General features: G+C 71.2%; 4 protein-coding genes. 3 read left to right on the forward strand and 1 reads right to left on the reverse strand.

The window, feature by feature from the left end; all coding sequences use genetic code 11:
* Positions 1 to 145: 145 nt before the first annotated feature.
* The gene (locus PSH25_RS22330; protein ID WP_238660926.1) at positions 146 to 2,368 is read left to right on the forward strand and encodes a hypothetical protein; all 2,223 of its coding nucleotides are present in this window, start codon (positions 146 to 148) and stop codon (positions 2,366 to 2,368) included.
* A 9-nt stretch (positions 2,369 to 2,377) separates the two neighbouring features.
* Here the strand turns inward: PSH25_RS22330 and PSH25_RS22335 are convergent, their stop codons facing one another.
* Positions 2,378 to 3,133 (reverse strand): SDR family oxidoreductase, encoded by a 756-nt coding sequence (locus PSH25_RS22335; RefSeq protein WP_238660927.1) that lies wholly within the window; start codon positions 3,131 to 3,133, stop codon positions 2,378 to 2,380.
* 120 nt (positions 3,134 to 3,253) lie between these two features.
* Between PSH25_RS22335 and PSH25_RS22340 the strand changes: the two genes are divergently transcribed.
* Positions 3,254 to 3,907 (forward strand): class I SAM-dependent methyltransferase, encoded by a 654-nt coding sequence (locus PSH25_RS22340; protein ID WP_238660928.1) that lies wholly within the window; start codon positions 3,254 to 3,256, stop codon positions 3,905 to 3,907.
* 303 nt (positions 3,908 to 4,210) lie between these two features.
* Positions 4,211 to 4,997: ice-binding family protein (locus PSH25_RS22345; RefSeq protein WP_238660929.1), on the forward strand; the 787-nt coding region annotated here is incomplete at its 3' end.

A 4,997-nucleotide genomic window follows, 5' to 3' on the forward strand; every position in this document is an offset into this window, starting at 1 on the left:
CCGGCCCGCCGCGATTGAGGGCGTCCGCTTCGGGTAGACCCTCTGCCGTCACCGCGGTCGGCGGCCCTGGCGCTTGAGGTCGGGGCGGGGTCGCGGGACAAGGGCTGCGAGACGCCTCGGGGGGACGTCGGATGGATCAGCGCGGTTGAGCGGGCCGGACGACTCCGGTGACGTCGTGGAGCTACGGGTGCACGGAGTCTCCGGCGCGAGTGCCGCACAGGTGCTGGACCTGCGACAGATCGGGCAGGTCGCCGGTGACCGCAATGGCGGGTTCTACCGGCCGCGCCCCCGGTACTCGGAGAGCACCGGCGCGCACGGGGTGACGCTGGAGGCGTACCGCTGGGGTGACCTGCCCTCCGGGACCGTGGCCCGCACCCTGGCGGTGGTCTTTCTGCTCCCCTTCATGCTTGTCAACGTGGCGATCTGGATGCGCCCGGCGAACCCGAGTTCCGAGGCGACGGTCAAGTCCCTGTGCCGGGTACTGGGGCTCACCCTCACCGTGTTGTACGTGCTCGCCATCGCCGGCGTGGCCCTGGACCTCGTCGGTTGGAAGTGCCTGGCCTCGGCGAACTGCCTCGCCGGACGCAGTTGGTTGTCCTGGTTGGGTGGACGACCGGTCGGACTGCGGTTGGCGGTGCTCGCGCTGGTCCCGGCCGCCGCGATCGGCCTGATCTGGCGGGTCAGTTGCCGTCCGGGGCGGACCTTCGAGGCGTTTCGGGCACCGGATCAGGGCAGCTCCGCGTCTCGGCTCGGCACCGTCGGCCAGTGGGACGCCGAGCCACTGGTGGGCCGGATGCGCGCCATTCACGTCGCCGCGGCCTTCGCGACGCTGGACCTCGTCCTGCTGCTGGCCCGGGGCGCCGGTGACGCCTCGGCGGCCACGATCGCGCTGGCGGCGATCACGGGGGTGATCCTGACGGCCTGCGTGGGGCTGCTCTGCACACCGCCACTGATGGACCGGGCCCCCGGCGACCAGCGGCTCGACCGGGTCACCCGCACCCTCCGAACCGCCGCCGTCGTCCTGACCGTGGTTGTCGTGGTACACGTGCCGACCAGCTCGCAGCCGTGGCCGCAGGAGCACGGGCTCCCCGGCTATGACCCGACCCTGGCCGGTCTGTTCGTGGCTCAGACGACGCTGTTGGCCGCCCTGGGCGTGGTGTTGCTGTGGCACCGGCGCCGGGAGCACGACGGCACCCCGCTGTTCGGGCTGGGCGCTCTCGTTGTCGCCGCCACCGGGATCAGCATGGCGGTGGCGTACTCCGCCGAACTGGTCTACCGGATGGCGGACTTCCTGGACCGCGACGTGCCGACCGGAGAGGGCATCGCCTCCGGCCCACCCCGCGCCTACACCTGGGCGATCTTCGGCTTCTTCCGTGGGGTGCTGGTCACCGCGATCGTCGCCGTCCTCGTCATCCTGATCTCCCGCCGGAGTCGACGCCGGGCGGCGGCGGCGATAGTGGCACACGACTTCCCGGACCCGCCGGCCGAGGCAGGGCCCCGACTGAGGCAGGTCCGAGACGCGATAGCCCGGGCTCGCTTCACCGAGAAGCTGGTGCCACTGGCCGTGCTCTACGGTTGCCTCGCCGGACTCGGCACGGCCACCACCACCATCGGCCTGCTGGGGCAGGTCCCGAGCGACGTACTCGAGCGGACCATCGGATTGCCGGCGGGCGCGATCACGTTCGCCATCGCGTTCGGTAGCTGGGTGATCGCGGCGATCATCCTCGGTCTGATCATCGGGGGTATCTTCGCGTACCGGACCGAGCCGTACCGCCGGCACATCGGTGTCCTCTGGGACCTTGGCACCTTCTGGCCCCGGGCCGCCCACCCGTTCGCGCCGCCCTGCTACTCGGAACGGGCCGTGCCGGAACTGGCCCGCCGGATCACCCACCTCGTCGAGCGCGGCGACGCGGTGCTGCTCACCGGGCACAGCCACGGCTCGGTCCTGCTCGCCGCCACGGTGCTCCAGCTGCCGCCGCAGGTCGGTGACCGGGTCGCCCTGCTGACCTACGGATCACCGCTGCGCCGCCTCTACGCGCGGCTCTTCCCCGCCTATGTGGACGACGCGGCGCTGCACGAGATCGGCCGTCGGGTGGGTTGGCGCTGGGTGAACCTGTGGCGCGACACCGACCCCATCGGCGGCTGGGTCTTCTCCCCCCAGCCGTCCCCCGCCCCGGGCGACCCGGCCACCGCGGTGGATCGCCGACAGCGTGATCCCCGCGACGTGCTGACGCCTCCCGGGGACAGCGTCGCCCCACCCATCCACGGGCACTGGCAGAGCGAGTCCGACGAGCCGTTCACCGAGGTGGTGCGGGAGTTGGCGCGGCGCCTCGGTGGGCGGACCGACCCACCGGCAACGCCGAGGTAGCCGGCCGGCTCACTGTTTGCGACCTGCCCGGGTACGCCAGTCGTCCAGGCCGGTGCCGGCAATGCGGGCGCCGTCGGCGGGAACGAGCGAGCGTTCGCCCAGCTTCGCGCCGAAGTACCGGGCATCGGGGTCGGCCACCACGGATCGTGCGTCCGGCTGGTCGGCGAGGAGGGATCGACCCAGTTCGTCGAGGCTGAACTGCTCCGGGCCAGCGACCTCGACCACGGAGTTCGTCGGCGCGCTGAGCGCGACCTCGGCCACCGCGGCGGCGACGTCGTCCGCGGCCATCGGCTGAATGAGCACCGGCGCGAGGTGCACGGTGTCACCGTCCGTGGCGGCGTCGAGGATGCCCTGGAGGAACTCGAAGAACTGGGTGGCGTGGACCACCGAGTACGGCATCCCGGACGCGACGATCAACCTCTCCTGGGCGACCTTCGCGCGCATGTAGCCGCTGTCCGGGATGCGGTCGCTCCCCACGATGGAAAGCGCCACGTAGTGACCCACCCCGGCGTCCGACGCGGCGGCGAGGAGCGTCCGGGTGGACGTCTCGAAGAACTCCAGCACGGCGGCGTCCTCGAACGACGGCGAGTTCGACACGTCGACGACGACCTCGGCGCCGGTGAGCGCCTCGGCCACTCCCTCGCCGGTCAGGGTGTTCACGCCGGTCTTCGGCGATGCCGGCACCGCCTCGTGGCCCTGGGCACCCAGGCGGTCCACGAGCTTGGAGCCGATGAGGCCGCTGCCGCCGATGACGACGATCTTCATTGTCGAACCACGTCCTGTCTGCGCCGGATTGAATCGTGCTGCCAATCAGTAAGACGGAAAGCGTGCGCGGATGCAGGACAATCGCCGGAGAAAGCGTTCGACGGAGAGCAGGAGGTCGACGTGGCCACGGTGTCGCACCCGGTGTTCGCCCGCGTGTACGAGCGACTCAGCGTCGCCATGGACCGCGCCGGCACGGCGGCGTTCCGACGGGACCTGGTCGCCGGCCTGTCCGGGCGCGTGATTGAGATCGGGGCGGGCAACGGGCGGATGTTCTCCCACTACCCGCCAGGGGTGACCCAGGTTCTCGCGGTCGAACCGGAGCGGCGGCTGCGTGCCGCCGCCGAGCGCGCCGCGTCGGACGCGCCGGTTCCGGTCACCGTCGTCGACGGTCTGGCCGAGGCGCTGCCCGCCGGAGAGGGCGAGTTCGACGCGGCCGTGGTCGCGTTGGTGTTGTGCACCGTGCCCGATCAGGCGAGCGCGTTGGCCGAGATCAACCGGGTGCTGCGCCCCGGGGGCCAGGTGCGGTTCTTCGAGCACGTGGCCGCCGAGGAGGCCCCGCGTCTGCATCGCGCCCAACGACTCGTCGACGCCACACTGTGGCCGAAGCTGTTCGCCGGCTGCCACACCAGCCGCGACACCGTCGCCGCCATCGCAGCGGCCGGTTTTCGGGTGGAGGAGCTGCGCCGGTTCCGATTCCCGGCCACCAGTAACAGCCCTTCCTCCCCCTGCGTCCTCGGCCGCGCGACCGGGCCGCTCCCGACGGTCGGGCGATAGGCCGAGATCCGCTCCGCCGCACTGCCCGCTTTCGACAGACGGCGAACAAGAACGCGAACGTCAGTCCCATTCAGATAGATGCATCGTGGGTATTGTCCCAATTTGCCCACATTGAACACCCTGGCGTGATGTGGTGGTCAGCGCGCTCATCGGCGCCATACAGGCCGTATCACGCAGGACTCCACTCGCTGGACGTCTCCTGCGAGTAGTACCCACGGAGGGTGTTCTGTGACAGCTAAACCCAAACATTGGCTACGGCGGCGAGTGGTCCTGCCCACGCTCGCGGCTGGCGCAGCCGCCACAGTGGCAGCCAGCCTGCTGCTCTTCAGCTCGACCGCCGCCAACGCGCAGGAGGCACCGGTCAACCTGGGGACGGCGGCCGACTTCTCCGTCCTGGCCGGGGCGGAGCCGACCAACACCGGCCCCAGCTTCCTGGCCCAGAGCCTCGGGCGTTTCCCCGGAAACACCCAGTCCGGCTTCGAAACGGCAACCATCGGCGGCGAGGTACACCTCGGTGACGCGGTCGCACTACAGGCTCAGAGCGACCTGACCACCGCCTTCAACGACGCCGCCGGCCGGACCCCGTTCACCATCCTTCCGGCGGAACTGGGCGGCAACACGCTCAACGAAGGGGTCTACCGGATCGGCGCGGCCCAACTGACCGGGACGTTGACGCTCAACGGTCAGGGCGACCCGTCGGCCGTGTTCATCTTCCAGGTCGACTCCTCGTTGACGACGGCGTCGAACAGCCGCGTCGTCCTGATCAACGGGGCTTCGGCCTGCAACGTGTTCTGGAAGATCGGCAGCTCGGCGACGATCGGCACCGGCACCACCTTCGTGGGCACCATCATGGCTCAGGCCGCGATCACGATGGCCACGGGCGCGACCCTCCAGGGCCGCGCGCTGGCGCGCACCGAGGCCGTCACCCTCGACACCAACGTCATCACCGCGCCGACCTGCGCCGGGCCGACGGGCCCGCCCGGACCGACCGGCCCACCCGGGCCCACCGGCCCGCCCGGACCGTCCGGCCCACCCGGCAGCCCCGGCGCACCCGGCAGTCCAGGAGCACCCGGTAGCCCGGCATCCGCCG

It is taken from the genome of Micromonospora foliorum (genome assembly GCF_022229015.1).
GTDB classification, from domain to species: domain Bacteria; phylum Actinomycetota; class Actinomycetes; order Mycobacteriales; family Micromonosporaceae; genus Micromonospora; species Micromonospora foliorum.

What these genes read in the sequence shown, in the direction of transcription:
- PSH25_RS22335 (WP_238660927.1), bottom strand. Translation starts at nt 3,133, where the DNA reads ATGAAGATCGTCGTCATCGGCGGCAGCGGCCTCATCGGCTCCAAGCTC.